The following is a 23,071-nucleotide window of genomic DNA, read 5'->3' on the forward strand; positions in this document are numbered from 1 at the left end:
GGTGCGGGCCGTGGGACGGGAGAGGCGTCTGGCTGTGCGTGGCTTTCTCATGGTGCAGCTCCGTTGCTGGGTTCCATGCCGGGCTTCCGGCTGGTGGGTGGTGGACGTGACGTCGTGATGTCGTGCCGTGCGGCCGGAACGCGGGATCAGCGGGGTGCGACGGCCCAGGGGACGCCGAGTTCCGAGTAGAGCGCCAGGTCGCGTGCCCCGGCGGCGGTCAGGTCGTCGATGCCGGGGACGACACGGCGCGGGCCGGTCTCGCCCGGCTCGGTATGCCAGGCGCCGGGCGGCAGCCGCACCGGATCGGGCGCGGTGCGGACCGCCTCGACGAGCCGGGTGAACGCGCCGGTGCGCTCCAGCGGGACGATCAGGGGTGTGCCGTCCCGCAGGTGGGCGACCAGGTTGGCCAGCAGGTCGGTGCGGCCGTACCGGGTCGTCTCGGGCGGCCGGCCGTGCCGTTCGAGCACGACGAGGTCGGCCTTGTACCAGAAGGTGACACGGCCCTCCTCGCCGTGGACGACCACGTACGGCTCGCCGGGCTTCTCGGCGGCGAGCGTCACGGCCGTGACGATCCGCCCGCCGCCGGCCGTGCGGATGCGGGCGCAGGAGGTGTCGTCGGCGTCGATGTCGTTGACCCGGTACAGCTCCAGGTCGATGCCGGTGACGTCGTCCGCGCGGTCCGCGCCGTCGATCCGCAGCGCCGTCGCGACCGCGTGCGCCAGGGGGTTGGTGAGGACGCCGTCCACGACGTCCCGCCCGTCCAGGGTGCGCAGGCCGCCCCACCTGGCGCGCCGCCAGTACGACTCCTCCCGCACCCACGCCCCGGCCGCGCCGATCCCCCGCACCGCCCCGATCACCCCGTCGGCGATCGTGCGGCGGACGGCGGCGACGGCGTCCGAGCCGAGGGACTGGAACCCGACCTGGCACGCCACCCCGGCCGCCGCCACCCCCTGCGACAGCCGCCCGAACTCGGTGAGCGACGGGGTCGGCGGCTTCTCAAGCAGCAGGTGGACGCCCCGCGCCGCCGCCGTCAGGCCGAGTTCGGCGTGCGTGTGGATCGGCGTGCAGACGACGGCCGCCTCGGCCCCGGTGCGCGCCAGCAGCGCGTCCAGGTCGTCGGACTGCTCGGGCGTGCCGAGGCCGTCCAGTTCCGCGCCGGTGAGCGGGGCGAGGTCGCACACGCCGACCAGCCGGACGAGCCCCTCGGCGGTGAGGCGGCGCAGGTTCGCCAGGTGCCAGCGGCCGTGGCCGCGCGCCCCGGCGAGCACGACGGGCAGCGGGGCGCGCGTCATCCCTTCACCGCCCCCGCGCTGAAGCCGGTGATGAGCCAGCGCTGGATGAACGCGAAGACCAGGACCACCGGCACGGCCGCCACGACACCGCCCGCGGCGAGGGCGCCGAGGTCGACGCTGTCGGCGCCGATGAGCGTGTTGAGGCCGACCGGGATCGTCTGCTTGTCCTGCGACGACAGGAACATCAGCGCGAACAGGAAGTGGTTCCAGCTGTGGACGAAGGCGAACGACCCCACCGCCACCAGGCCGGGCCGCAGCAGCGGCAGCACGATGGTGAGGAACGCCCGCATCCGCGAGCAGCCGTCCACCCAGGCCGCCTCCTCCAGGGACGGCGGCACGTTCCGGATGAAGCCGCTGATCAGGATCATCGACAGCGGGAGCTGGAACACGGTCTCGGCGAGGATGACGCTCCACAGCGAGTTGAGGAGCCCCAGCTCGCGGAACACCTGGAAGAGCGGCACGAGCATCAGCGCGCCCGGGATGAACTGCGAGGCGAGCAGCGCCAGCATGAACGGCATCTTCAGCCGGAACCGGAAGCGCGCGAGCGCGTATCCGCCGGACAGGGCCACGAACATCGTCAGGATCATGGTGGCGATGCCGACGTAGGCGCTGTTGATGAAGAAGGTGTCGAAGCTGCGTTCCGTCCAGACCTTCTCGAAGTGCTCGCCCGTGATCGGCCAGGGGATCAGCCGCGTGGAGCCCGGCTCGCGCAGGGCGAACAGCAGCATCCAGTAGAACGGGACGAGCGTGAAGACCAGGTAGATCGCCAGCGGTGTCCAGATCTGCCAGCGCGGCGGCTGGTCGTGGGAGCGCCGGCGGCCGCGGCGCGGGGTCGTCGCGGGGGGCACGGGCGGGGTCGCGGCGCGGGGGAGGTTCCGTTCGGCGCGGGCGCCCGCCGCGCTCGCGGCGCTGGTGGCGGTCATTTGTCGTCGCCTCCGAACTTGCTCAGGCGCAGGTAGAGGATGGAACAGAACAGGAGGATCACGAACGCCACCGTGGTCAGGGCCGCCGCGTAACCGAAGTCGTTGCCGTCGATGCCGGTCTGGGCGACGTACAGCGGCAGGGTCGTCGTGGAGCCGGCGGGGCCGCCGTTGGTGAGGGTGTAGAGGAGGTCGACGTTGTTGAACTCCCACACGCCGCGCAGCAGCGTGGACAGGACGATGGCGTCGCGCAGGTGCGGCAGGGTGATGTGCCAGAACTGCCGTACGCGGCTCGCGCCGTCCACGGACGCCGCCTCGTACAGGTCCTTGCTGACGGACTGGAGGTCGGCCAGGATCAGGATCGCGAAGAAGGGGACACCGCGCCACAGTTCGGAGATGACGGCGCCCCAGAACGCAGTCCCCGTGTCGGCGAGGACGGAGGTCCCGTACTCACCGATCCCCGCGTCGGCCAGGTAGCGGTTGATGCCGGTCGAGGGATTGAAGATCAGCAGCCAGATCGTGCTCGTCAGGACGCCGGAGACGGCCCAGGGCGAGAAGACGAGGGCGCGGGCGAGACCGCGGCCGATGAACGTCTGGTTGATCACCAGGGCCAGGGCGAGACCGAACACGAGCTGGAGCGACACCTCGACGAGGACCCAGCGCGCGCTGAACGCGAGCGTGTCCCAGAAGAACGGGTCGTCGGTGAGGATCTTCCGGAAGTTGTCGAGGCCGGCGAACCCGTTCCGCCACGGTTTCGTGGGGTTGTGGTTGCGCAGGCTGTAGTAGAGGACGCTGAGGGCCGGGTAGACGATGAAACCCAGCATCAGCAGCCCGGCGGGTGCGAGCAGCAGATACGGCAGGGAGCGCGGGGTGCTTCCGGCACGTCGGCGCCGCGGCGGCCGGGTCCGGGCTTGCACGGCGTCGGCCATGACGGCTCTCCGTTCTAGCGGGCGGACGGACTGACGGGTACGGCCGGCACCCGCGCGGCGGCGTACGGGCGCGCGCGGGGGCGGTCGTCGTGGTGCGGGTGGTACGGCGGTGCGGTCTTACGGCTGTGCAGCAGTGCGTTGAGTGGTGCGGCTGTGCAGTGGGTGCGCGGACAGTGCGGGAGACGCAGGAGATGTCCGGTGGTGCCGTGGTGCGCGGACGGTGCGGGAAGGCACGTGTGTCCGGTGGTGCCGTGGTGCCGTGGTGCCGTGGTGCGTGAGGTGGGTGGTGCGCGGCCCGGGCGCCTCGTCGTCCGTGAGGCGCCCGGCGCCGGATCGTGTCGGGCGGTGCGGTGGTGCGGGGTGTCGTCGTCAGGGGTCAGCCCGCGTAGGGCTCGGGCACCTCCCCGTCGCGGGAGAGGAACGCGAAGTCGCAGCCGGTGTCGGCCTGGGTGATGTGGTCCTGGTACAGGGCGCCGAAGCCCCGCCCGTAGCGCGGCGGCGGTGGTGTCCAAGCGGCGCGGCGGCGTTCGAGCTCCACGTCGTCCACCTCGAGCCGCAGCGTGCGGGCCGCCACGTCGAGGGTGACGAGGTCGCCCGTCTCGATGAGCGCGAGCGGGCCGCCGACGTGCGACTCGGGCGCGATGTGCAGGACGCACGCGCCGTAACTCGTGCCGCTCATCCGCGCGTCGGACAGCCGCACCATGTCGGTGACGCCCTGCTTGAGGAGGTGGTCGGGGATCGGCAGCATGCCGTACTCGGGCATGCCGGGGCCGCCAAGCGGTCCCGAGCCGCGCAGGACCAGCACGCTGTCGGGCGTGATGCCGAGCGCGGGGTCGTTCACGGTGGCCTGCATGGTGCGGTAGTCGTCGAACACGACGGCGGGGCCGGTGTGCTTCAGCAGGTGCGGCTCGGCGGAGATGTGCTTGATGACCGCGCCGTCGGGGGCCAGGTTGCCGCGCAGGACGGCCAGGCCGCCCTGCTCCGCGACCGGGTTGTCCAGCGGGCGGATCACCTCGTCGTCGTGCACGCGCGCGCCGTCGAGCTGCTCGCGCAGGGTTGCGTGGGCGATCGTGGGCCGGTCGAGGTGGAGCAGCCCCGCGTCACCGAGGCGGGCGAGGAGACCGGGCAGGCCGCCGGCGTAGTAGAAGTCCTCCATGAGGAACCGCCCGCCGGGCCGCACGTCCGCCAGCACGGGCACGCGGCGCGCGATGCGGTCGAAGTCGTCCAGGCTGAGGGGGATTCGGGAGCGGCCTGCCATCGCGATGAGGTGGATGACGGCGTTGGTGGAGCCGCCGAGCGCCAGCACCGTCGTGATGGCGTCCTCGTACGCCTCACGGGTGAGGAAGCGGGAGAGGCGGGCGTCCTCGCGGACCAGCTCGACGGCGCGCAGCCCGGCGGCCGCGGCCATCCGGGAGTGCGCCGAATCGACGGCCGGGATGGCGGCGGCGCCCGGCACCGTCACGCCCAGGGCCTCGGCGGCCGACGTCATGGTGGAGGCGGTGCCCATCGTCATGCAGGTGCCGGCGGACCGGGCGAGGCCGCACTCCAGTTCGGCGAGTTCGCGGTCGCCGATGCGGCCGGCGCGCTTCTCGTCCCAGTACTTCCACATGTCGGTGCCCGAGCCGAGCGTCTCGTTCCGCCAGTGGCCGCGCAGCATCGGCCCCGCGGGCACGAAGACGGCGGGCAGGTCGGCGCTGGCCGCGCCCATCAGCAGCGCCGGCGTCGTCTTGTCGCAGCCGCCCATCAGCACCGCGCCGTCCACCGGGTAGGAGCGCAGCAGCTCCTCCGTCTCCATCGACAGGAGGTTCCGGTAGAGCATGGGCGTCGGCTTCTGGAACGTCTCCGACAGGGTGGCGACGGGGAATTCGAGGGGGAAGCCGCCGGCCTGCCACACGCCCCGCTTCACGGCCTCGGCGCGCTCGCGGAGGTGCTGGTGGCAGGGGTTGATGTCGGACCAGGTGTTCAGGATCGCGATGACGGGCTTCCCGAGGTGCTCCTCGGGCAGGTAGCCGAGCTGGCGGGTGCGGGCGCGGTGGCTGAACGAGCGGAGTCCGTCCGTCCCGTACCACTGGTGACTGCGCAGGTCCTCGGGCCTCACCGGACACCCCACCCCTCCACGATCGCGGCGACGGCGGCGCGCTGCTCCTCGGGGAGGACGCTGCTCGGCGGCCGGATGTCGCGCCGGCACAGGCCGAGGTGGGCCAGTGCCTCCTTGACGACGGTCACGTTGTTCGCGGCGCCGTTCTCGGCCCGCAGCTCCTCGAAGGGACGGATGCGTTCCCAGACCTCCATGGCGGCCGGGTAGTCGGCGGCGCGCAGGGCGGTCAGCATGGCGAGGGACAGCTCGGGGGCGATGCCGACCAGTCCCGACGTGAAGCCCGTCGCGCCGCACGCGAAGTACGCGGGAGCGTACAGCTCGGCGAGGCCCGCGACCCAGACGAAGCGGTCACCGCCAGCCCCGGCAGCGACCGTCGCGAACCGGACGGGGTCGGGGACGGCGTACTTGACGCCGATGACGTTCGGGCAGTCCGCGCCGAGGCGGGCGAGCGTCGCGCCGTCGATGAGCGGATTGCGCAGGTAGGGGACGACGCCGAGGTCCGGCACGGCGTCCGCGATGGCCCGGTGGTAGGCGTACCAGCCGTCGGCGGAGACGTAGGGGTGGACCGGCTGGTGCACCATCACCATCTGCGCGCCGCCGTCACGGGCCGCGCGGGCGGCGGCGACGGCGGTGGGCACGTCGTGGCCGACGCCGACGACGACCTGCGTGTCCGTGCCGGCCGTGACCTCCAGCGTGAGGGCGAGTTCCTCGGCGCGCTCCTCGGGGGTGAGCGCGTAGAACTCGCTGGTGTTGCCGTTCGGGGTCAGGGTGCGCACGCCGCCGTTCACGAGGCGGGCGACCAGGGCGCGGTACGCGTCGCGGTCGATGCGGTCCCGCTCGTCGAACGGTGTGACGGTGATGGCCACGACGTCGGCGAGCGCGGCGCGCTGGGGGGCGAAGTCGTTCACGCGGGATCTCCCTGCAGTTCGGCGCGTGCCTCCCCGGGCGCGGACCCGTCCCCGGGGTCGGTGGGGAACGCGCGGCGTACGAAGCCCTCGATGTGGTCGCGCAGGAGCGCGGCGGCGCCCTCGGCGTCGTCGGCCTCGGCGCTGGCGAGGATTGCGCGGTGCTCGGCCGCCTCGCGGTCCCACGTGGGGCGCGACTGCCACGCCACGGACGACACCAGCGCCGCCTGGTCGCGGAGGTCGTCCAGCATGCCGGCGAGCAGCGGGTTGCCGCAGGGCAGGTAGAGGGCGCGGTGGAAGTCGCGGTTGGCGAGGGACCGTTCGGCGGCGTCGTCGGCCGTGTCGGCGCGCCGCAGCGCCGCGTGCGCCTCGGCGAGGTCGGCGCGGGAGGCGACGGTGCGGCGCAGCGCCTCGGGTTCCAGCAGGAGCCGCACGTCGTACACCGACCGCGCCATCGCCGCGTCCACCGTCCGCACCGCCGCGCCGCGGTACTCGCTCATCACCACGAGGCCGCGGCCCGCGAGGGTCTTCAGCGCCTCGCGGACCGGGGTCTTGGAGACGCCGAAACGCGCCGCGAGTTCCGTCTCGACCAGCGGCGACCCCGGCGCCAGGCCCCCGGTGAGGATGGCGTGGGTGAGGTGGTCGAGGACGACTTTCGTCCGCGACGGGATGGGCGCCGGCACGGCTGCGCCGGGGGGTGGGACGGACTCTCGCATACGGCATCTCATATCTCGTATATGACCTGCGGCGCGCATGACGGTAGGCCGAACGACGGGTGGCGTCAACGGTTGTGACAGAACTGGCCCGGTCCCCGGGAACGCGGCGGGGCTCCCCGGGGAGTCGGCCGACGCCGCCCACAGCGCGACGGCGATGAAGAGCGCCTGCTCGGGCAGCCGGAACCACAGCGGTGTGGCGGGTTCCCCGTTCAGGGGGATGTCCTCCAGGGCCGCGTGGATGTTGGCGGGAAGCATCAGCAGGAAGAGCACCGCCAGTCCGATGCCCGCCGCCCGCCGCGTCGCGGGCACGACGAGCGCGGCGGCGCCGGCGAGTTCGAGGACGCCGGTCACGTGGACCATCGCGTCGGGGAACGGGACGAACGGCGGGACCATGGCCGTCAGGTCGTCGTGGCTGGGCAGCAGCGTCACGTCCGGCGGGGTGAAGTGCGCGGCGGCGGTGAACACGAGCATCACGGCCAGGCCGTGCGCGGCGGCCACCCGCCAGGTCGCGAACCGTCCGACGCCCAGGGCACCGAGCAGCCGGAAGCCCAGCGCCGGGCCTGCGAGGAGCATGAGTGTGGTCCACATGGTGTGTCCTGCCGTCCGTCTCAGGCCGCGCCGGGACGCGGGGCCGGCGTGAAGAACAGCCCGGCGCCGTACGCGTACCGCGCGGAGACGAAGAACCCGTCGCCCGCCGGCCGCGTCGGGACGCCGTTGCCCTCGGCGATGCCCCGGGCGCGTTCGGCGTCGTCCACCAGCACGGTCATCGCGGCGAGGTAGGAGGCGGCGGGGGCCGGCTCGCCCGGCAGCACCTCCTCCCGGTCCGAGGCGCGGACGAACCGCAGCCGCGCAGCCGTCGCGTCGAGCACCGTGACGGCGCCCTCCCGCCGGGGAGCGGACCGCAGGATGCCGGCGTACCGGTCCGTGATCGCGCCGAACTCCGGGTCGTCGGCCACGATCAGCACGTCGCCGAGGCCGTGCGCGCCGTTCGCGTGCCGGAGGTGGCGCGGCTGGTGCACGTACCGGCGGGTGAGGTGCTGGGCGATCCCGAGGTAGCCCTCCGGGGTCGAGCGCGGGTCGATGTGGACGGCACGCGCCCGGACCGTGCGCGGCCCCTCCTCCGTAGCGACGTCGCGTTCGAGATCCAGCACGCCCGTGGTGCGCAGCCCGGCGTCCGTCAGCCGGCGGTCGGTCGCCCCGGCGTCGCGGGTGTCGAGGTTGAGCAGCCGGAAGCCCTCGTACGCGTCGGCCATGGCCCTGGTGTGCCAGGGATCGGGAGCCGACTCGTCCACGATGCCGAGCAGTTCGATGTACGAGCCGCCGAACAGCGCGCAGCGGTTGGCGGTGCAGCCGGGCACCGGGGCCTCCCCCGGCCGCGCGGCGAGCAGGTGCCGTGACCTGGGGCTGAGCGTGAACCCGAGGGAGAGATAGGCGCGTTCGAGGCCGTCGAGGTCGCGGGTCAGGATGCCGGTGTGGTGGATGCCGGTGATGTCGTTCGTCATGCCGCCGATGCTTCACCGGCCGCGCGCGCCGGAGCCCGGCGTGCGCCGCTGCCGCCGCTTTCCGACACCGTCCTACACTGACGCGGTGGATTCGGTCACGCTGGACGATCTCGATCTGCGGCTCCTGCACGCCCTGCAGCTCGACGGGCGCGCGGCGTTCAGCCGGATCGCGGACGTCCTCGGGGTCGCCGACCGCACGGTGGCCCGCCGGTTCAACCGGCTCCGCGGCAGGGGCATCGCCCGCGTCGCCGGCGTGACCGACAGCCACCGCGTGGGGCACGCGGAATGGCTGGTACGGCTGCGGGTCCTCCCGTCCGGCACCGCCGCGCTGGCCCGTGCCCTGGCCGGGCGGCCGGACACCGCCTGGGTGACCGTCGCGTCGAGCGGCACGGAGATCGTCTGCCTGTTCCGCGTCGCCGGGGACGGCCCCGCCCCTCTCGGCACGCTGGGGCGCCTTCCGCACGTCACGCACGTCGACGCGCAACGGCTGCTGCGCCCCGTGATGGAACGCCGCTGGAGCGGGCGGACCTCCGCGCTCACCGAGGACCAGATCGCCGCGCTGCGGCCCCCCGCCACGACGGCCACCGGGCCGGTGCGGCTGACGGATCTCGACCGCCGCCTGCTCCCCGTGCTCGCCGAGGACGGCCGGGCCGGCTACCCGGCCCTCGCGCGCCGCACCGACTGGTCGGAATCCGCCGTCCGCCGCCGGGTGGACGAACTGCGCGGGTCCGGCGCGCTGCGGCTGGACGTCGAGGTCGAGCCTGCGCTGTTCGGCTTCGCGGTGCAGTGCCTCGTCTGGCTGACCGTCCGGCCGGCCCGGCTGACCGCCGTCACCCGCGCGCTGGCCGCCGACGCGGAGGCGGCGTTCGCCGGCACCACGACGGGCCACCAGAACCTGATGGTCATCGTGATCTGCCGCGACGCCGCCGCCCTGCACACGTACCTCACCGACCGCGTCGGCTCGCTCGACGGCGTGGACCGCATGGAGACGGCGCTGGTCGCCTCCTACACGAAACGGGTGGCACCGGCCGCCTGAACGGCGGGGCCGGGCTCAGGCCCGGGGGCCGTCGTACAGGACGGCGCACAGTCCTCGGACGCGCGTTCCGTCCGGCGCGTCCCAGGCGGTGGTCACGTGGCCGACCGCCCCCTGCGGAAGCTCCTCCGCCGGGGCGGGCCGCAGGACCCGCCGCACCCGCAGAGTCGCGCCGCCCGCGAGGCGGATGTCTGTGCCCTCCCGATCGTCGGTCACGCTCCCGCCGACGTCCGTACGCACGGCGCCGTCGCCCGTGTACGAGCGGGCGACGTCCCGGTCGGGTGTGTCGCTGACGCTCTGCGCCTGGGCCTCGGCAGTTCCCTGGATCAGGGCAAGCAACTGGGCCGCGAGCACCGGGTCATGACACCCGTCGTACACCCAGCGTTGCCCGAGCACCCCGTGCTCCATGGTCCCGACGAGCGCGTGCTCCGCACCGTCGAGCGGGGCGCCACGGTAGGTCAACGGCACGAGGTGGGTGGCCGGCCGGTCGCCGGAGGTGTCGGTGACCACGATGAACTCGATGCCCACCTCACCCTCCGGATCATCCAGCCGGAACCCACCGGCCCGGACAAGCCCCGGCCCCTCCGCACCGCCGGAGTACCACGCCCTGGACGGAAGCCAGGCGGTGAGCAGTTCGAGCTTGGTCGGCTTGAGGACGGTGTGGTGGATGACGGCCATGCGGGAACCTCCTGGCGAACGACGGCGACGAGCCTTCCTACCACTCCCCCGCCACCCGGTCGCCGTTCTCCTCCCTGAGCGCGGCGGCGCGGTCGAGGGCGGTGAGGACGGCCAGGCCGAGCGCGGTGTCGTCCACCTTCTCCGGTCCCGCGTCCGCCTCCTGCTCCAGTGCGATCCACAGTTCGCGGGAGAACCACCACCAGGACCGGTCCGCGACGCCGAGGACCCGCCGCACCGTGGCCCGCGACGGGCGGGCGGCGAGGCCGATGGCGATGCCCACCGCCAGTACGGCGGCACCGCGCATCGCTGCCGGCCGGGTCATGAGCCGGCTCCCGGTGACGGCGACTCCGGGGCGACACCGGTGATCAGCGGCCACCACTGCCGGCCGAGCCCCGTACGCGGGCGGCGGCAGCCGCCATCGGCCCGGTACCGCAGCCGCTCCGGCCGACCCGCCTCCGGGGCCACGTACAGCGGCACCTCCATGCCGTCCTCATCAACCGGCAGGCACGCGACGGCCCGGGCGTAGTCCTCGACCGACCGTTCCAGCACGTCCAGGCAGTCGCCACAGGCGTAGAGCGGCGCATGACGTACGGGCAGCCCCGTCGTCACCGAGCCGATCTCCATCACCAGCGTCGAACGTCCGCAGTAGAACCAGCACGCGCCGATCAGCCACGTCCCGCTCACGTCTCGTCCCCCTCCACCGCGGCGAGGCCCAGCACCCACGCACCGACCAGCAGCAGCGCCGCGACCACGCACCCGACCGTCACGACAGACCGCACCTCAGCGCCCGGCACCGAGGCCCACGGCGAACCAGACGGTCTTCCCGCCCCGCGCGGCCGGGGTGCACCCGAAGTCCAGGGCCATCTCCCGCAGCAGCCACAGGCCGCGCCGACAGTCCGATTCCCAGTCCGGCTCCGACACGACGGGCAGAACCGGCGACCGGTCCCGCACGCCGACCCCGACCTGACCGTCACGCCGCACCACCCGCGGCCGACAGCACGGATCACCGGCATGCCGCGCCACGTTGGCGAGCAGTTCCGAGACACCGAGCCGCGCCACCTCGACCGCGTCGGCCCCCGCACCCCAGTCCCGCAGCACGAGCGCAACCGTCCGACGCCAGGTCTCGATCCGGCGGGGAAAGGCGAGTATGTCCCAGGCGTACACATGGACGGGCGCCGTCACGCTCTCGACCTCGGTTGTCACGGCAGGGACCCGCCTTCCATGTCTCGTTGCGGCGGCGCGCACAGCGACAGCCCCATCTCCTGCGCGGCCTCCGACAGGAGCGTCAAGAGCTGGGCGGCCGTCACGAGTTCCGGTCGTTCCTGCTGTTCACCGAAGAACAGCAGGAACGAGAAGTCGTCCGCTCGCCGCAGAGGGATGCGCAGCCCCGGAGTGACCCCGTACATGGCTCAGCCCTCCGACGAACTCGGCGCGCTACACGCACTGTTGATCGCTCGCCACTCGACGCGACGAACGGGAACAAGGTAGACCTGCACTCATCACGCCCGCAAGGGCACACCATGCACATGTGCAGAAAAGCAGGCCGGTAGATCCGACGTCCCCCCGTGGGGCAGACTGGACGCGATGGATGGGAGAGGGGCGCATGGCCAGCACATTCCGCAGCCGCAGACTCGGGGCTGAGCTGCGACAACTCCGCGAAGACACCGGTCTCAGCGCGGAAGCTGTAGCCAAGCAGATGGAGTTCTCGCGCCCCAAGCTGAGCCGCATAGAGGCGGGCGAGGTCCGCGTCTCGCAGAACGACCTCAAAGCGTTGCTGCACCTGTACGGGGTTGACGACGATGCACGCCGCACCCGGTTCATCGAGTCCGCCCGCGACGCCAGGAAGCGCGGATGGTGGCAGACCTACGCCGACTCCCTGCCTCGCGAGTACACGGACTACATCGCCCTGGAAGCCGATGCGACGGATATTCGGACCTTCCAGCCCATCCTGATCCCCGGCCTACTGCAGACCGAGAGGTACATGCGGGCAGCGATCAGAGCCAATCCCGCGATCATGCCGCCCGCCGACGTCGACAAGCTCGTGCGGATCCGCTTTGAGCGGCAGACCATCCTCGGGCGTGACCAGCCACCTCGGTTGTGGGCGATCCTCGGCGAAGCGGCCCTGCGGCAAACAGTGGGCGGAGCCGATGTGATGGTCGAACAGATCCGTCACCTGGAGAAGCTGACCGCCTCCCAGCACATCGTCATCCAAGTGTTGCCGTATTCGGCCGGTGCTCACGCGGGACTGACCGGGCCGTTCGTCTGCTTCTCCCTCCCTCGCGATCCGGACATCGTCTGCGTGGAGAACATGACCGGGACGCTCTACATGGATCGCGCCGGTGAACGTCAGGGATACAACTCGGCCTTCGACCATCTCCGGGCAGCCGCCGACAACCCCGCCGACTCTCTCGTCCGAATGCAGGGGGTGGCCGAAGAAATGCAGAAGTACTGGAAGGACACACGATGACAGCCCGGGACAGCGTCGGACCATGGCGCAAGAGCACGTACAGCAGCGCCAACGGCGACTGTGTCGAGGTCGCCGACAGCGGCGGCGGTGACGGCTTCGGTCTCGCCGTGCGTGATTCCAAGCGGCCGGGCGGGCGTGTGCTCGCCTTTGCCGCGCCGCAGTGGTCGGCGTTCCTCGCTCTCGCGACGACCACCAAGCCCGGCCGCTGACAAGCATGTTGCCGCCCGGCCGGTGAGCCGGGCGGCACAGGACAGACGTCCGGATCAACCGCACCGTCCGCGGCCGTCATTGCGGTCAAGCCGGTGACAACCAGCACGTCCCTGGCCGATGATGAATCGACGGCGCCGAGTGAGTTCGTCCTTTCCCACACCAAAGCGCTCGGCGAGATAGTGCGGCTCCAACTCATCCGCGATGTGGTCGAGGAGCACAACCGATGATCGAGAAGGTGGATCTCTCGCAGGCCGTCTGGTCCAAGAGTCACCGCAGCAATGGCGGCGACAACTGCTTGGAGGTGGCTTTCGTCGGCGAGGTCGTGGCCCTGCGGGACTCCAAGGACGTCGGGCACCCGGATGCGAAGGTCCTCGTGCTGTCGCTGGACGACTACAAGGCGTTCGTCGGCGGCGTCCAGGACGGCCAGGCCGAGTTGCTTCCCCGAGAGGAATGACCATGGACCCCCGAGACGGTACCGGGCTCTGGCGCAAGAGCACATACAGCAGCACCAACGGCGACTGTGTCGAGGTTGCCGACAGCGGTGGCGGTGACGGCTTCGGTCTCGCCGTGCGTGATTCCAAGCGGCCGGGTGGGCGTGTGCTCGCCTTTGGCGTGCCGCAGTGGTCGGCGTTCCTCGCCCTCGCGACGGGCGCGAAGACCGGTCACTGACGAGCGTGTTGCCGCCCGGCCGGTGGGCCGGGCGGCAGTGGGTGGTCAGCCGAGGGAGCGTGCCTTGAAAGCCGCGCGGCGGGCCTGTTTCGCGATCGTCCGGTCCGTGTGCACGCGGCCCACGGCGTCCAGCACGTCCGCCGTCGCCGGGTGACCCGTCGCCCAGACGCGGTCGAAGAACTCCTCGTCCTCCCGCACGAGCGCCGACACCAGCTTCCGCAGCTCCTCCTCGTCGTCCTCCCGGTCCGAGGTGGCCAGGTGGGCGGCGATGCTGTCGATCGTCAGCCAGAACATCATCTCCGCCGGCGGCTCCGGCACGTCCGTGGCGTCGCGGTCGGCCAGCCACACGCGGGCCAGCCCGCCGAGCTGCGGATCGTCCAGCACGGAACGGACCGCCTTCTCCGCGCCGTCGCCCAGCAGCGACAGCATGAGCTGGCAGCCGAGGCGGCGGGGCGGCCCGCCCGCGTCGTCGCCGCGTGCGGCGGCCAGCAGCGCGGTGGCGGCCTCGCCGGCGTCCCGGCCGGCGAGCCACCGTTCGCCCTCCTCGCGGGCCACGCGCCCCGACCACAGCGGCAGCGCCGACAGCAGCGCCGCCGCGTCCGCGCCGGCCAGGTCGCCGACGGCGGGCGCCGACACCCCGGCGTCGGTCAGGCGGCGGCGGATCGCGTACAGGCCGAGGGGCGTGAGGCGGACGGCGCCGTAACGGCTCAGGTCGTCGTCCCCGTCCGGGGAGCCGGCCTCCTCGTCCGTCAGGACCGTCTCGTCCACCGGCCGGTGGTCGAGCAGCCCGGTGCCCGTCAGGGCGGCGAACTGGTCGTCCAGCTTCAGGACGGCCGCCATCACCTCGTTCACGTCCTCGTCCGCGAGCTCCTCGCTGTCCTCGGGCAGCAGCGCGGCGGCGGCGACCATCGGGAGCGGGATCATCGACGCGCCCTGGCCCGCCTCGTCCATGCCGGCCAGCATGTACAGGCTGGCGAGCGCCCCGTCGAGGAACTCGGCCTCCTCGTCCGGGTCCCACTCCAGCGCGTCCAGGTCGATGGCCGACGGATCGATGCCGCCGTCCTCGGTGATGGCGTCCGCCAGGTCGGGCATGCCGCCGACCAGTTCCTCCAGGGTGGGTGTGGCCGCGTCGCCGAGGACCGCCTCGAAGCCCTCCGTCCAGACGTCCAGCACATCGGCCGGGTCGCCCCCGGTGACCAGTTCCAGCTCGGGACCGGTCGTGGCCGTGCCGGCCCCGTCGTCGCCGTCGTCGTCCTCCTCGACGCGGACGAGGCCGGTGTCGACGGCGAAGTGCCAGGCGTCGGCGGCGAGACCGAGGCCCTCGTCACCGCCGTCGAGGCCGAGCGCCGCCGCGGCCGACGCCAGGCGGTCGTCGGCCAGGTCGCCGTCCGCGTCGACCGGCACACCGGCGGCGGCCCAGCGGGCCAGCTCGATCGCGCGGGACATCAGCGGGGACGCCAGGGCGTCCCGGGCCAGTTCCTCGTCGGAGGGCAGCCGTACGGGCGGCATGGCGGGCCGCGCATCTCCGGGGTTCACGATCGCACTCCTCATCACATGGTCCAGGACGAAGCTCCAGCCTAGATGAGCCCGCGCGGAGGCGTTGACGGTACGTCAGCCGCTCCCTGGGCCGCAGCGCCGCCGTGGCCGGCCGTTCACCGGGGCGGCGTTGACAGGGACACCACGACTGCGCGAACTTGACGCGCGTAGCGCCGTCGCCGCGTCCCGGAGGAAACCCGTGTCAGAACCCCGCCGTTCCCCCCGCCCCCGGGCCGCCGCGCGCCGCGGCGCCGTCGTCGGGCCGCTGCTCGCCGCCGGGCTGTGCGCCGGGCTGCTCGGCGCCCAGCCGTCCTCGGCCGCCGAGGGCGTCCGTGTGCACGACATCCAGGGCACGACCCGTCTGTCGCCCTACGCCGGGCAGCACGTCACGGACGTCCCCGGCGTCGTGACCGGCGTGCGGACCTACGGTTCGCGCGGCTTCTGGATGCAGGACCCGCGCCCGGACCGCGACCCCGCGACCAGTGAGGGGGTGTTCGTGTACACCGGCTCGGCGCCGGGCGTCGCGGTCGGCGACTCCGTCCTCGTCGCCGGCGACGTCGGCGAGTACTACTACGGCGGCGCCGGATCCGGCGGGCAGTCCGTGACCCAGCTCTCCCGGCCGGACGTCACGGTCCTGTCGTCCGGGAACGCCCTGCCCGCGCCCGTCACCCTCGACGCCCGCTCCGTACCCGACCGCTACGCACCGGACGGCGACCCCGCCGCCGACGGCGGCATCGAGGGCCTGACGCTGCGGCCCCGCCGCTACGCGCTGGATCTGTACGAGTCGCTGGAGGGCATGTCGGTCTCGGTCACCGACGCGCCCGTCGTAGGGCCGAGCACCCCGTACTACGAGCTGTGGGTGACGGTCGAGCCGCACCGCAACCGCACCGCCGGGGGCGGCACGCGCTACGCCTCCTACAGTGCGCAGAACGGCGGCCGCCTGAAGGTCGAGTCCCTGACCCCGGTCACCCAGCGGCCGTTCCCCGAGGCGGACGTCGGCGACGTCCTGGCCGGCACGACGACCGGTCCCCTCGACTACGACGAGTTCGGCGGCTACACCCTGGCCGCCCGCACCCTCGGCGACGTCACGGACGGCGGGCGCGCGCCGGAACGCACGCGGGCGCAACGCCGGGACGAGCTGGCCGTCGCGACGTACAACGTGGAGAACCTCGCCCCCTCCGACAGCCCGGAGAAGTACGAGCGGCTCGCCACCGCCGTCGTCGACGCGCTGGCGTCGCCCGACATCCTCGCGGTCGAGGAGATCCAGGACGACTCCGGCACCGAGGACGACGGGACGGTGACGGCCGGGGAGACGCTGCGGCGTTTCACCGACGCGATCGCCGCCGCCGGCGGCCCCCGGTACGAGTGGCGGCTCATCGACCCGGAGGACGGCGCGGACGGCGGGCAGCCGGGCGGGAACATCCGCACCGCGTTCCTCTTCGACCCGGAGCGCGTGTCGTTCACCGACCGCCCCGGCGGGGACGCGGTGACGGGCACCGAGGTGGTGCGCGCGGGGCGCGGGGACGCAGCGCTGACGTACTCGCCGGGGCGCGTGGCGCCGGCCGACGGGGCGTGGGAGGACAGCCGCAAGCCCCTGGCGGGCGAGTTCGTCTTCCGCGGCGAGACGGTGTTCGTGATCGCCAACCACTTCGCGTCGAAGGGCGGTGACGAGCCCCTGGCCGGACGGTTCCAGCCCCCGGCGCGGGCGTCGGAGGAGCAGCGGGTGCGGCAGGGCGAGGTGGTGAACGCGTTCGTCCGCGCCATCGAGGCGGCCGACCGGGACGCGGCGGTCGTCGTCCTCGGCGACATCAACGACTTCGAGTTCTCCGGCACGACGCGGGCGCTGACGGCGCACGGGGCGCTGCGTACGGCGGTGGCGAGCCTGCCGCCGTCGGAGCGGTACACGTACCTGTACCAGGGCAACTCGCAGGTCCTCGACCAGACGCTCGTGTCGCCTGGCGTCGGGCGGTTCGACTACGACATCGTCCACATCAACGCGGAGTTCGCCGACCAGGCGAGCGACCACGACCCGCAGGTGCTGCGCTTCCGCCCCTGACCGGCGGCAACGCGGTGGACGGAGCGGCCGCGGGGAAGCAGACTGCGCGCATGCACGATGTTCCCTTCGGCCGCTGCGCCGCCGCGATGATCACACCTTTCACCGACGACGGGGCGCTCGACCCCGGCGGCGCGCAGCGGCTCGCGACCCACCTCGTGGACCGCGGCGGCTGCGACACGCTCGTCCTGAGCGGCACCACGGGCGAGTCAGGCACCACGTCGGACGCGGAGAAGGCGACGCTCGTGCGGGCCGTCGTGGAGGCGGTCGGTGACCGGGCGGCGATCGTGGCGGGCGTGGGGTCGGCGGACACCCGGCACTCCGTCGAACTGGCGCGGCAGGCCCGTTCGGCCGGCGCGCACGGCGTGCTGGTGGTGACGCCGTACTACTCGCGCCCGACGCAGGAGGGCATCGTCGCACACCTCGGGACGGTCGCCGACGCGACGGACCTGCCGGTGATGCTGTACGACATCCCGGCGCGGACGGGCGAGGGCACGGCACTGACGGCCGACTCGCTGCGGCGGCTCGCCGAGCACCCCCGGATCGTGGCGGTGAAGGACTGCGCGGGCGACCTGATGAAGACGGGCCTCGTCCTCGCGGACACGGACCTCGCGTACTACGCGGGCAGCGAGGAACTGAACCTGCCGCTGCTCGCGATCGGCGCCCGCGGCGTGGTCAGCACGGTGGCGAACGTCGCCGGGGCGCAGGTGCGGGCGGTCGTGGACGCGTTCACGGCGGGGGACGCGGCGGAGGCGGGGCGGCGGCACCGCGCGCTGCTGCCGCTGGCGGACGCGGTGTTCGGGGAGGTGCCGGGGGCGGTCGCGGTGAAGGCGCTGTTCCGGGCGGCGGGCATGCCGGGCGGACCGGTACGGGCGCCGCTGCTTCCGGCCGGCCGGGAGACGACCGAACGCCTGGTGGCGGCCCTGCGGACGGCGCTCGGCGGACAGTGACGCGTCCGGCGTCACCGGACCCGGGACACGGCCAGCTCGATGAGGTACCGCTTGGTGATCCGGCCGCCGTACGCCCCGTCGATCAGGCCGGCGACGCAGCCGAACAGGCCGTCCCTGGCCGCGTCCGGGAGGGCACGGTGTCCCGAGTAGGTCCGCAGCAGGTCCAGGTACTCCTGCGCGGAGTACGTGATATCCCGCTCGTACCGGCGCTCGGCCGTGGGGCCGAACCGGCCGCTGCGCGCGACCTCTTCGGCGTGGTCCGACCCGTCGACTGCTGCTGCCTCGGGCGGCAGCAGTCCGGGCGGGGTGGCCGGGTCGAAGCGTTCGTAGCAGCGCTGGGCCTCGGCGAAGAAGTCCTCGGTGCCGCCCCGCACATGCTGGGTGCGCACCACGGCGAGCGCACCGCCCGGGCGCAGCGCGTCGGCCGCCTTGGTCACGCGCACCGCCGGGTCGATCCAGTGGAACGCCGTGGCCGAGACGACCGCGTCGAACGGTTCGCGGGGCAGCGGCCAGCTCTCGAAGTCGGACGTCACCACCTCGGCCGTCCCGGCGCCGGCGACGTTCCGGCGGGCGATGGCCGCCATGCGTTCCCCCGCCTCGACGGCCGTGACGCGGCAGCCGCGCCGGGCCAGGGGCACCGTCGCCTGCCCGGTGCCGCACCCGATCTCCAGGACGCGGCTGCCGGCGCGGGCGTCCGCGAGCGCGGCGAGGTCGTCGAACAGTTCCGCCGGGTAACCGGGGCGGGCGCGGTCGTACAGCTCCGCGTCCTCGTCGAAGATCCGGGCCAGGCGCGCACGCCGGGACTCGTCGGGCCGGTCGTCGCGCCGTGCCGCCTGCGGGGAGTTGTCGGGCATGGGCGGCAGGCTACCGGCTGCGGGGAGACCCGCGTCACATCCGGTCGTGTCACAGGCGGCCGGGCTGTCTCGTCCCAGGGGTGAAGCACTCGCCACCACCGAGGAGGACACCATGGACGCCCGGCTGAACTACTTCACGAACCCGGCCGTCGGCAAGGCCGTCAAGGGCCTCATGTCGGCGGGCGCGACCTTCAAGGACCTGCCCGTGCCGGCCGCGACGCGGGAGCTGGTGTTCCTGCGCGTGAGCCAGATCAACGGCTGCGGCGTCTGCATCGACATGCACACGAAGGAAGCGGCCGCCGCCGGCGAGACCCCGGTGCGGCTGAACCTGGTCGCGGCGTGGCGGGAGGCCACCGTCTTCACCGGGGCCGAACGGGCCGCGCTGGAGCTGGCGGAGGCGGGCACCCGGATCGCGGACGCGGCCGGCGGGGTCGGCGACGACGTGTGGGCACGGGCCGCGGAGCACTACGACGAGGACCAGCTCGCCGCCCTCGTGATGATGATCTCGTTCATGAACGCCGTGAACCGGCTGAACGTCATCACCCGGCAGCCGGCCGGCACGTACCGCGTCGGACAGTTCCACTGACGGCCGGGCCGGGAGAGGAGAGAGCCGTGAGCGGGGTCGAGGAGTTCGAGGAGCTGCGGCCGCTGCTGTTCTCGATCGCCTACCGCATCCTGGGCAGCGTCGCGGAGGCCGAGGACGCGGTGCAGGAGACATGGCTGCGCTACGACCGCTCGGCGACCGTGCCCGAGTCGGCCAAGGCGTTCCTGTCGGCGACGGTGACACGCGTCTCGATCGACGTGCTGCGCTCGGCGCGCGTGCGGCGGGAGGAGTACGTGGGGCCGTGGTTCCCCGAGCCGCTGCTGTCCGACCCGTACGAGGACCCGGCGCGGGCGGCCGAGCTGGCCGACTCCGTGTCGATGGCGGCGCTCCTGCTGCTGGAGCGGCTCAGTCCGCTGGAGCGCGCCGTGTTCGTGCTGCGGGAGGTGTTCGCCTTCGGGTTCGGCGACATCGCGGCGGCGGTGGGGCGTTCGGAGGCGGCGTGCCGGCAGCTCCTCGTACGGGCGCGGCGGCACATGACGGACGGGCGGCCCCGCTTCGCGGCGGACCGGGAAGAGCGGCGGAAGCTGGCCGCGCGGTTCTTCGAGGCCATGGCGGACGGCGACGTCGGCGGGCTGCGGAACCTGCTGGCCGCCGATGTGCAGATGGTCGGCGACGGCGGCGGCAAGGCCCCGCAGTTCGCCGGGGCGGTCGTGGGCGCGGACAACGTGGCCCGCCTGCTCGGCACCCTCTTCCCGCTGCTGCGCCGGATCGGCGTGACGTGCGAGCCGCGCGAGATCAACGGGCAGCCGGGCGCGGTCTTCCGCGACCGGGACGGCAAGGTGCTCCACACCATGACGCTCGACGTGCTGGACGGACGGATCCAGGCCGTCCGCAGCGTGATCAACCCGGACAAGCTCGGCCACCTGGGGCCGGTCACCGACGCGTGGGCCGTCGACCGCGAGGTGAAGGAGGCGCGCAGGCAGTCGATCTGACACCGCCGTCCCCGTCCCCCATCCCCACTTTCCCGGCCCCACGACGTAGCGTCTGGGGCAAGGGGCCTCATGGGGTGAGGAGTTGAGGTGGGCATTCAGGACGCGTGGGACACGGCCGCCGGGCTGCGGGCGATCGGCGACGAACTGTCGGACCGTTTCCACGAACGGGCCGACGTGGTGCGGACGCTGGTCGTGACCCTGCTGGCCGGGCAGCACTCGCTGCTGCTCGGCCCGCCCGGCACGGCGAAGTCCGAGCTGGCCAGGGAGCTGACGGGCAGGATCGACGGGGCGGCGTACTGGGAGATCCTGCTGTCCAAGTTCACCGCGCCGACGCGGATGTTCGGCCCGATCGACGTCGCGGCGCTGGCCCGGGGCGAGTACCGCCAGGTGTACGACGGCCGCGCCACGACCGCGCACATCGCGTTCATCGACGAGATCTTCAAGTGCTCCACGGCGGCGCTGAACGAGACGCTCGGCTTCCTCAACGAGCGGATCTACCACCCGGAGAACGGCGGCGAACCCATCCGCTGCCCGCTGATCGGCGCCATCACGGCGAGCAACGAGCTGCCCGGCGGCGAGGACTCGGCGGCGATCTACGACCGGCTGCTGGTGCGCGTCGAGGTCGGGTACCTCGCGGACCCGTCGAACTTCGCCGCCCTCCTCCGTTCCGCCGTGAGCGTCCCGGCCCCTCCGGCACGGACCACGATCACGCTGGCCGCGCTCCAGCACGCCGTCACCGAGGCCGTGCCGGGCGTCGAGGTGCCCGACGCGATCGTGGACGCGATCTGCACGCTGCGGGTCGCCCTGCGCCGCAAGGAACTCATCGCATCCGACCGCCGCTGGCGGCAGTCCGTGCGTCTCCTCCAGGCGTCCGCGTACCTGGACGGCCGGCCGGAGGTCGCCGAGAACGACCTGTCGGTGCTGACCCACGTGCTGTGGAACTCCCCGGCCGAACGCCCCGCCGTCGAGCGCGAGGTGCTGCACCTGGTCAACCCGGACGCGAAGGAGGCGCTCGACCTGGCCGACGCCCTCGACGAACTGGAGGCGCAGCTCGACGCCATGGCCGGGCAGTCCCGCGAGGCGCTGAGCGAATGGGTCATCAAGAAGGCCCACACCCGGCTCGCCATGACGGGCCGGCGGCTCGCCGAACTGCGCCGGGAGGCGACGGCGGCCGGCCGTTCCACCACCGCCATCGACCGGGTCACCGGCCGCCAGCGGGCCGTCCGCGCCCGCGTCCTCACCGAGGCGCTCGGGGTGGACGCGAGCATGGTCCAGGCGCAGCTGTGACCGCCGGGGGCACGTCCGGTGTGGCGCCCCGGCGGCACACCGCGGCCGTGATCGCGGACCGGTTCGACCTGCTGACCTGGCGGGACACCGTCGAGCAGTCGGCGGGGCTGCGCGACCTGGCCGGGGAGCTGGGCGAACGCCACGAGTGCGCCGCCGACCTCATGGGTGATGTGTTCGTGGCCGCCTACAAGCACGGCCCACGGGTGCGCGACCGCGCGGAGATGGAGCCCGCCAGGTTCGTCAACCACGAGGCCATGACCGCCCTGCTGGAGTCGTACGAGTTCTCGGAACTGCGCCGCGAGACGGCCGGCGATCCGTACGCCGCCGCCATGGCCGTCCTCGCCCAGGCGCCCGTGCTGCGCCGCCTGCTCGACCAGGCACGGGACGCCCAGGAACGGGCCGAGCGGGCCGCCGCCACGGAGGCGGGGGACGGCGCCGTCGAAGCCGCCGCGCAGGCCCTCGCCGCCGCGGCCCCGGGCATCCGCGCCTCCGCGCGTGACGCGGCGGCGCGGGCCGCGCGGGTCGTACGGGAGGAGGCCGCGCTCATGCGGGCGTGGGGCGTCGGCCCCGGCGAGCTGGAACGGATGCCGTTCGACCGGCGCGCCCGGCTCGCCGACCGGCTCCGCACCGGCCGCCTCGCGCGCTGGGCCGAACTGATCGGCCGTTTCCGGCAGATGGCCGGCGGGGAGAGTGCCCGCCGGGTGGAGAACACCCCGGGCGAGCTGGTCGGTGTCACGCTCGGCGACGACCTGTCCCGCGTCATCCCCGCCGAGCTGGTCCACCTCGGCCTGCCGGAGCTGCGCGCGGTGTTCGCCGCGCGGTACGCCGCCGGTGAGCTGATGCTCTACGACAACCGGGGTGAGCAGGCCGCCGGCAGGGGAGCCATCGTGGCGTGCGTGGACACGTCGCACTCGATGTACGAGGCGGGTCCCGGCGGCGTCACGCGGGAGGCGTGGGCCAAGGCGTGCGCCCTGGCGCTGCTGGACCAGGCCCGCCGCGCCGGGCGCGACTTCGCCGGGATCCTGTTCTCCTCGGACGACCGGCTGCGGGTCTTCCGCTTCCCGGCGGACCGGCCGACCGGGACCACGGAGGTCCTGGACTTCGCCGAGTGCTTCCTCGGCGGCGGCACCAGTTACCAGACGCCCCTGTCGGCGGCCCGCGACCTGCTGGCGGACGAGTTCGAGGACGCCGCCCGCACGCGCGGCGACATCGTCCTGATCACCGACGACGAGTGCGGCGTCACCGAGGAGTGGACGCGCGGCTGGATCGACGCGAAGCACCGGCTGGGCTTCCGCGTCTTCGGGATCGCCGTCGGCGCCCCCGCGGCGGCCCGGGACGGCTCGGTCCTGGAGGCGCTGTGCGACAACCTCCGCGTCATCGAGGACCTGACGGACGTCCACGCCGCGGCCGACCTCTTCCGGGTGATCTGAACCGCC

At 73.3% G+C, this 23,071-nt stretch carries 26 protein-coding genes; 12 read left to right on the plus strand and 14 right to left on the minus strand.

Going from position 1 to position 23,071, the window contains the following annotated elements; all coding sequences use genetic code 11:
• Window positions 1-146: 146 nt before the first annotated feature.
• The 7 genes from EMA09_RS04170 to EMA09_RS04205 form a co-directional block, all read right to left on the minus strand.
• On the minus strand, window positions 147-1,292 hold the full coding sequence (locus tag EMA09_RS04170; protein ID WP_129839000.1) for a Gfo/Idh/MocA family oxidoreductase: 1,146 nt from the start codon (window positions 1,290-1,292) through the stop codon (window positions 147-149).
• Window positions 1,289-2,215, minus strand: coding sequence for a carbohydrate ABC transporter permease (locus tag EMA09_RS04175; RefSeq protein WP_129839002.1), 927 nt, complete (start codon window positions 2,213-2,215; stop codon window positions 1,289-1,291). Before EMA09_RS04175 ends, EMA09_RS04170 begins: the two co-directional genes overlap by 4 nt.
• A complete protein-coding gene (locus EMA09_RS04180; RefSeq protein ID WP_129839004.1) occupies window positions 2,212-3,141 on the minus strand; it encodes a sugar ABC transporter permease in 930 nt (309 codons plus the stop codon). The genes EMA09_RS04175 and EMA09_RS04180 overlap by 4 nt, the downstream gene beginning before the upstream one ends.
• A 376-nt stretch (window positions 3,142-3,517) precedes the next feature.
• The gene (gene araD / locus EMA09_RS04185) at window positions 3,518-5,239 is read right to left on the minus strand and encodes an L-arabinonate dehydratase (protein WP_240796221.1); all 1,722 of its coding nucleotides are present in this window, start codon (window positions 5,237-5,239) and stop codon (window positions 3,518-3,520) included.
• The gene (locus tag EMA09_RS04190) at window positions 5,236-6,147 is read right to left on the minus strand and encodes a dihydrodipicolinate synthase family protein (protein ID WP_129839008.1); all 912 of its coding nucleotides are present in this window, start codon (window positions 6,145-6,147) and stop codon (window positions 5,236-5,238) included. The genes araD and EMA09_RS04190 overlap by 4 nt, the downstream gene beginning before the upstream one ends.
• Window positions 6,144-6,860 (minus strand): GntR family transcriptional regulator, encoded by a 717-nt coding sequence (locus EMA09_RS04195; protein ID WP_129843820.1) that lies wholly within the window; start codon window positions 6,858-6,860, stop codon window positions 6,144-6,146. The genes EMA09_RS04190 and EMA09_RS04195 overlap by 4 nt, the downstream gene beginning before the upstream one ends.
• 608 nt (window positions 6,861-7,468) lie before the next feature.
• Complete coding sequence (locus EMA09_RS04205; protein WP_129839010.1) at window positions 7,469-8,362, minus strand: VOC family protein; 894 nt, start codon at window positions 8,360-8,362, stop codon at window positions 7,469-7,471.
• Window positions 8,363-8,447: 85 nt separating this feature from the next.
• Here EMA09_RS04205 and EMA09_RS04210 point away from each other — a divergent pair, with 85 nt between their 5' ends.
• Window positions 8,448-9,398 carry an AsnC family transcriptional regulator gene (locus EMA09_RS04210; protein WP_129839012.1) on the plus strand — a complete coding sequence of 317 codons (951 nt, stop codon included), beginning with the start codon at window positions 8,448-8,450 and terminating at the stop codon, window positions 9,396-9,398.
• A 15-nt stretch (window positions 9,399-9,413) separates the two neighbouring features.
• Here EMA09_RS04210 and EMA09_RS04215 read toward each other — a convergent pair whose 3' ends face one another.
• The 5 genes from EMA09_RS04215 to EMA09_RS04235 form a co-directional block, all read right to left on the minus strand.
• Window positions 9,414-10,073 (minus strand): 1,4-alpha-glucan branching protein, encoded by a 660-nt coding sequence (locus EMA09_RS04215; RefSeq protein ID WP_129839014.1) that lies wholly within the window; start codon window positions 10,071-10,073, stop codon window positions 9,414-9,416.
• A gap of 37 nt (window positions 10,074-10,110) precedes the next feature.
• Entirely contained in the window at window positions 10,111-10,395 is a 285-nt protein-coding gene (locus EMA09_RS04220; protein WP_129839016.1) for a hypothetical protein, read from the minus strand.
• Window positions 10,392-10,757: a hypothetical protein gene (locus EMA09_RS04225; protein WP_129839018.1), complete on the minus strand. Its 366-nt coding sequence runs from the start codon at window positions 10,755-10,757 to the stop codon at window positions 10,392-10,394. Before EMA09_RS04225 ends, EMA09_RS04220 begins: the two co-directional genes overlap by 4 nt.
• 96 nt (window positions 10,758-10,853) lie before the next feature.
• Window positions 10,854-11,276, minus strand: coding sequence for an ATP-binding protein (locus tag EMA09_RS04230; protein WP_240796222.1), 423 nt, complete (start codon window positions 11,274-11,276; stop codon window positions 10,854-10,856).
• Window positions 11,273-11,479 (minus strand): hypothetical protein, encoded by a 207-nt coding sequence (locus tag EMA09_RS04235; RefSeq protein WP_129839020.1) that lies wholly within the window; start codon window positions 11,477-11,479, stop codon window positions 11,273-11,275. The genes EMA09_RS04230 and EMA09_RS04235 overlap by 4 nt, the downstream gene beginning before the upstream one ends.
• A 197-nt stretch (window positions 11,480-11,676) precedes the next feature.
• Between EMA09_RS04235 and EMA09_RS04240 the strand changes: the two genes are divergently transcribed.
• The 5 genes from EMA09_RS04240 (at window position 11,677) to EMA09_RS04255 (ending at window position 13,419) form a co-directional block, all read left to right on the plus strand.
• The gene (locus EMA09_RS04240; RefSeq protein WP_129839022.1) at window positions 11,677-12,540 is read left to right on the plus strand and encodes a helix-turn-helix transcriptional regulator; all 864 of its coding nucleotides are present in this window, start codon (window positions 11,677-11,679) and stop codon (window positions 12,538-12,540) included.
• The gene (locus tag EMA09_RS04245; protein WP_129839024.1) at window positions 12,537-12,749 is read left to right on the plus strand and encodes a DUF397 domain-containing protein; all 213 of its coding nucleotides are present in this window, start codon (window positions 12,537-12,539) and stop codon (window positions 12,747-12,749) included. The genes EMA09_RS04240 and EMA09_RS04245 overlap by 4 nt, the downstream gene beginning before the upstream one ends.
• Before the next feature lie 93 nt (window positions 12,750-12,842).
• A complete protein-coding gene (locus EMA09_RS29250; protein WP_276324155.1) occupies window positions 12,843-12,977 on the plus strand; it encodes a hypothetical protein in 135 nt (44 codons plus the stop codon).
• The gene (locus EMA09_RS04250) at window positions 12,974-13,204 is read left to right on the plus strand and encodes a DUF397 domain-containing protein (RefSeq protein WP_129839026.1); all 231 of its coding nucleotides are present in this window, start codon (window positions 12,974-12,976) and stop codon (window positions 13,202-13,204) included. The genes EMA09_RS29250 and EMA09_RS04250 overlap by 4 nt, the downstream gene beginning before the upstream one ends.
• Window positions 13,205-13,206: 2 nt before the next feature.
• Window positions 13,207-13,419: a DUF397 domain-containing protein gene (locus EMA09_RS04255; protein WP_129839027.1), complete on the plus strand. Its 213-nt coding sequence runs from the start codon at window positions 13,207-13,209 to the stop codon at window positions 13,417-13,419.
• A gap of 45 nt (window positions 13,420-13,464) precedes the next feature.
• Here the strand turns inward: EMA09_RS04255 and EMA09_RS04260 are convergent, their stop codons facing one another.
• Window positions 13,465-14,955, minus strand: coding sequence for a hypothetical protein (locus EMA09_RS04260; protein ID WP_346655804.1), 1,491 nt, complete (start codon window positions 14,953-14,955; stop codon window positions 13,465-13,467).
• Window positions 14,956-15,220: 265 nt separating this feature from the next.
• Between EMA09_RS04260 and EMA09_RS04265 the strand changes: the two genes are divergently transcribed.
• Both EMA09_RS04265 and dapA read left to right on the plus strand, forming a co-directional pair.
• Window positions 15,221-17,011 carry an endonuclease/exonuclease/phosphatase family protein gene (locus EMA09_RS04265; RefSeq protein WP_129843822.1) on the plus strand — a complete coding sequence of 597 codons (1,791 nt, stop codon included), beginning with the start codon at window positions 15,221-15,223 and terminating at the stop codon, window positions 17,009-17,011.
• 50 nt (window positions 17,012-17,061) lie between these two features.
• On the plus strand, window positions 17,062-17,958 hold the full coding sequence (gene dapA, locus EMA09_RS04270; protein ID WP_129839031.1) for a 4-hydroxy-tetrahydrodipicolinate synthase: 897 nt from the start codon (window positions 17,062-17,064) through the stop codon (window positions 17,956-17,958).
• Window positions 17,959-17,969: 11 nt separating this feature from the next.
• Here the strand turns inward: dapA and EMA09_RS04275 are convergent, their stop codons facing one another.
• A complete protein-coding gene (locus tag EMA09_RS04275) occupies window positions 17,970-18,812 on the minus strand; it encodes a class I SAM-dependent methyltransferase (RefSeq protein ID WP_129839033.1) in 843 nt (280 codons plus the stop codon).
• A gap of 112 nt (window positions 18,813-18,924) precedes the next feature.
• Here EMA09_RS04275 and EMA09_RS04280 point away from each other — a divergent pair, with 112 nt between their 5' ends.
• The 4 genes from EMA09_RS04280 to EMA09_RS04295 all read left to right on the plus strand — a co-directional run bounded on the left by EMA09_RS04280 (window position 18,925) and on the right by EMA09_RS04295 (window position 23,065).
• The gene (locus EMA09_RS04280) at window positions 18,925-19,398 is read left to right on the plus strand and encodes a carboxymuconolactone decarboxylase family protein (protein ID WP_129839034.1); all 474 of its coding nucleotides are present in this window, start codon (window positions 18,925-18,927) and stop codon (window positions 19,396-19,398) included.
• A 26-nt stretch (window positions 19,399-19,424) separates the two neighbouring features.
• Window positions 19,425-20,348 carry an RNA polymerase sigma-70 factor gene (locus tag EMA09_RS04285; protein WP_129839037.1) on the plus strand — a complete coding sequence of 308 codons (924 nt, stop codon included), beginning with the start codon at window positions 19,425-19,427 and terminating at the stop codon, window positions 20,346-20,348.
• Window positions 20,349-20,435: 87 nt separating this feature from the next.
• Window positions 20,436-21,635, plus strand: a complete 1,200-nt coding sequence (locus EMA09_RS04290) for an AAA family ATPase (RefSeq protein ID WP_129839039.1) — start codon at window positions 20,436-20,438, stop codon at window positions 21,633-21,635.
• On the plus strand, window positions 21,632-23,065 hold the full coding sequence (locus tag EMA09_RS04295) for a VWA domain-containing protein (RefSeq protein ID WP_206305897.1): 1,434 nt from the start codon (window positions 21,632-21,634) through the stop codon (window positions 23,063-23,065). Before EMA09_RS04290 ends, EMA09_RS04295 begins: the two co-directional genes overlap by 4 nt.
• Window positions 23,066-23,071 lie beyond the last annotated feature (6 nt).

It is taken from the genome of Streptomyces sp. RFCAC02 (genome assembly GCF_004193175.1).
GTDB lineage: Bacteria > Actinomycetota > Actinomycetes > Streptomycetales > Streptomycetaceae > Streptomyces.